Below are 3,315 nucleotides of genomic sequence, written 5' to 3'. Positions count from 1 at the left end.
GCTGGGAGCCTGTCGGACTTTACATGAGCCGACTGCAAAATCGGCTGATTGGCCCATATCTCCGATACTTTTCGACAAATAGTCCAGCTATTCGCTCTCAAATTCTCGAATGCCTGGTCTCAACCATCCAATTTTTCTTTGCGGCCCGCAAAGCCCGACAGGCTCGTCGCGGGAAAATACGCGCATGCCGCTGAATGTTCAATCGCGCCCCTCCCAAAAAAATAATCGAAATAACGGACTGATCGATGACCGCAGAGTTTGACAGCCGGGGGCAGGAAGGCGGCAAGATCCTTTTGCTCCCCGAATTCCAATCCGAATTTGTTCACCGACGCAATGTCGTGCTCTGGCTTCCGCCGGGCTATGAGTCTGAGACCGGCCAGCGGTACCCTGTGATTTACGCCCAGGACGGACAGAACCTGTTCGACCCGCAGACGTCCTTTGCCGGGGTGGACTGGGGGATCCGCGAGGCGATTGGCCGGCTGCTGACAGAGGGGACGGTTCGAAAACCGCTGGTCGTCGGGATCTGGAACACTCCCGAACGCTACCGGGAGTATGATCCCCAGAAGGTCTTTGAAGAGTATTTAAGCCCGCAGGAAAAAATCGAGTATGCCAGGGAATATGGCCGGCCGCTGGCCGACTCTTACCTGAAATTCATCGTGCAGGAGCTCAAGCCTTTCATCGACAGTCGCTTCCGGACTCTTCCCGCAACGGCCGATACCTTTTTAATGGGGTCGAGCATGGGGGGGATGCTTTCGGCCTATGCCCTGTGTGAATTCCCCGAGATATTCGGCGCTGCCGCGTGCCTGTCGACCCACTGGCCAGCCGTGCAGGGTAAGATGGCCGATTACCTGGCGGATCGGTTGCCCGACCCGCAAACTCACCGGCTCTATTTTGACTACGGTACCGAAACGGTCGATACCCAGTACGAACCCTTTCAGCGGGTGGTCGATGACGTGTTGCGGCAACGGGGCTATGTCGAAGGCAGCGACTGGGTGACGCAGAAATTCTACGGCGAGGACCACTCGGAACAGGCCTGGCGCCGGCGGGTAGACATTCCCTTGCGATTTTTACTCAAATGACGGCTTTGATCAGGAGCTGCACTTGGAGGATCTGCTTATGAACATCGTCTTTTTGTCACCGCACTTTCCCCCCAACTTTTTTCGATTCTGCGTGCATTTGCGCCAACTGGGCGCCAACGCCCTGGGGATAGCCGACGCCTCCTGGGAGGAGCTGCGCCCTGAACTGCGGGATGCGCTGACCGGTTACTACCGCACCGACATGAATAACTACGACCAGCTTCTTCGCGCCTGCGGTCATTTCACTCACCGGTACGGCAAGCTTGACCGCATCGAATCGCATAACGAGTTTTGGCTTGAAACCGAAGCGCGCCTGCGCCAGGACTTCAATGTCGACGGTGTCAGGCCCGACAACATCGCCAAGGTCACTCTCAAGGCCCGGATGAAGGAAGGGTTTCAAGAGGCCGGGATAGACGTGGCCCGAGGCCGGGTCGTTTCGAGCCTGGAGGAGGCGAGGGATCTTGTCGGCGAGATCGGTTTTCCCGCGGTGCTCAAGCCTGACCGCGGCGTGGGGGCTGCCAGCACCTTCAGGGTTAACGATCACCAGGAACTGGAGACGGTTTTCGCCAAAAAGCTGCCGGTGGACTACATCATGGAAGAATTCATTCAGGGGGTCATCCATTCATTCGACGGCCTGACGGACCGCGACGGGCGTATCGTTTTCTGCGCGTCCCACGTCTTCAGCCAGGGGATCATGGAGACGGTGAATGAAGATCGCGACATTTTTTACTATTCGCAGCGTGCGATTCCGGCCGACCTGGAAGCGGCGGGGCGCAATGCGGTTCGCGCCTTCGATATCCGCGAGAAGTTTTTCCATCTCGAATTCTTCCGCACCGTTACCAACGACCGAATCGTCGCTATTGAGGTGAACATGCGCCCGCCCGGTGGTTTGACCATGGACATGTTCAACTTTGCCAACGACATCGACCTGTATCGGGAGTGGGCCAATATTGTTGTTAATAATCACTTTTCAGCCACGTATAACCGCCCGTACCATTGTGCCTACATCGGCCGTAAATTGCGCAAGAGCTATGTTCATGACCACCAGGCGATCATGGGCGCATATGGCCACCTGATCGTCCACCACGAGCCGATCCATTCGGTCTTCAGCGCCGCCATCGGTGATTTCGGCTACCTGGCCCGGTCCGAAGACCTGGAACAGCTCCTCGCCCTGGGGCGCTTCATCCAGTCCACAAGCTGAGCCGTGGAAACGAATTATGGCGGCGGTTTCTCCTTCCGGTCGACTTTCATGGCACCTGTTGAATGAGTCATTTGCCATCCCGACTCCTTATCGTCAAAATCGACGACAAGGGAAGGGCTTGCTGATCGTTGGCAAATGGGACGAGTGGTATCTTTCTGTCGAATTTAACTCGCATAATTTTGCGAATAAGTTATCATTATGATGTTAACTCGACAGGAGAGACGACAATGGGCATCGAAGCACAGATGAGCGACACGGCGATTCTGCAGGAAATCGGACATCGATTGGCCCGACTCCGGCTGGAACGTGAATTTACCCAGGCGGCGCTGGCCGAGCAGGCCGGGGTCTCCAAGCGCACCGTGGAGCGGATCGAGGCGGGAGAATCGACCCAGCTGTCGACCCTGATCCGGATTTGCCGGGTGCTCGGCCTGCTGGATGTTCTCGATGCAGCGATCCCGGTGCCTGGGCCGCGTCCGCTGGATCTGCTGAAACTGAGGGGGAAGGAACGCCAGCGGGCCTCCTCGAAAAAACGCGAGGAACCGGCCGCCGAAAGCTGGAGCTGGGGTGAGGAGACATGAGTACGGTCGCCGAAGTCCGCCTCTGGGGGCGCACCATCGGCGCGGTCGCTCTCGCCGATGACAGCGGGGCGGCCGCCTTCGAGTACGCTCCGGCCTTTGTGCAGAGCGGCATCGAGGTCGCGCCGCTGGCGCCGGCTTTTGACCTGACCTACAGTTTTCAGCCGACCGGCCGCTGGACCTCGGTCCACCAGATGACCCTGAACGGCAAGCGTGATGGTTTCACTCTGGACGATTTTAGGGCCTGCGCCAGGAGCGCCTCGATGAAGCGCGGCCGGGCCGAGGCGATCATTGAAGAGGTGCGCGACCTGGTGTCCCGCTTGCCTGACTATGCCGACGAGGCCGGGGTCTCCCCGCACTGGCGCGATAAGATCACGGCGGCCCTGCGCCTGGAGCCCTTCGCATGAGCCCGGCGGGTTCGCTGTCTTGCGTGTGTCTGAAAAAATGCCTCCTGCTGCTCATC

At 58.4% G+C, this 3,315-nt stretch carries 4 protein-coding genes; all 4 read left to right on the top strand.

The features are described 5' to 3' along the window. Positions 1-245: 245 nt before the first annotated feature. The 4 genes from ABYV89_RS15830 (at position 246) to ABYV89_RS15815 (ending at position 3,259) form a co-directional block, all read left to right on the top strand. The gene (locus ABYV89_RS15830) at positions 246-1,079 is read left to right on the top strand and encodes an alpha/beta hydrolase (RefSeq protein WP_432823902.1); all 834 of its coding nucleotides are present in this window, start codon (positions 246-248) and stop codon (positions 1,077-1,079) included. 22 nt (positions 1,080-1,101) lie between these two features. Next, positions 1,102-2,277, top strand: coding sequence for an ATP-grasp domain-containing protein (locus ABYV89_RS15825; RefSeq protein ID WP_432823901.1), 1,176 nt, complete (start codon positions 1,102-1,104; stop codon positions 2,275-2,277). A 227-nt stretch (positions 2,278-2,504) separates the two neighbouring features. Beyond that, the gene (locus ABYV89_RS15820) at positions 2,505-2,855 is read left to right on the top strand and encodes a helix-turn-helix transcriptional regulator (protein ID WP_432823900.1); all 351 of its coding nucleotides are present in this window, start codon (positions 2,505-2,507) and stop codon (positions 2,853-2,855) included. Beyond that, positions 2,852-3,259 carry a hypothetical protein gene (locus tag ABYV89_RS15815; RefSeq protein ID WP_432823899.1) on the top strand — a complete coding sequence of 136 codons (408 nt, stop codon included), beginning with the start codon at positions 2,852-2,854 and terminating at the stop codon, positions 3,257-3,259. The genes ABYV89_RS15820 and ABYV89_RS15815 overlap by 4 nt, the downstream gene beginning before the upstream one ends. Positions 3,260-3,315: the final 56 nt, after the last annotated feature.

The organism is Trichloromonas sp. (assembly GCF_041583255.1).
Taxonomy (GTDB): domain Bacteria; phylum Desulfobacterota; class Desulfuromonadia; order Desulfuromonadales; family Trichloromonadaceae; genus Trichloromonas.
The sequence above is the reverse complement of the archived record's forward strand: the minus strand, read 5'-3'. Positions and strand labels throughout refer to the sequence as shown.

Excerpts from the sequence above, each read along its gene's own strand:
- ABYV89_RS15815 (WP_432823899.1), top strand. The coding sequence starts at position 2,852 with ATGAGTACGGTCGCCGAAGTCCGCCTCTGGGGGCGCACCATCGGCGCG.
- ABYV89_RS15830 (WP_432823902.1), top strand. The coding sequence starts at position 246 with ATGACCGCAGAGTTTGACAGCCGGGGGCAGGAAGGCGGCAAGATCCTT.
- ABYV89_RS15820 (WP_432823900.1), top strand. The coding sequence starts at position 2,505 with ATGGGCATCGAAGCACAGATGAGCGACACGGCGATTCTGCAGGAAATC.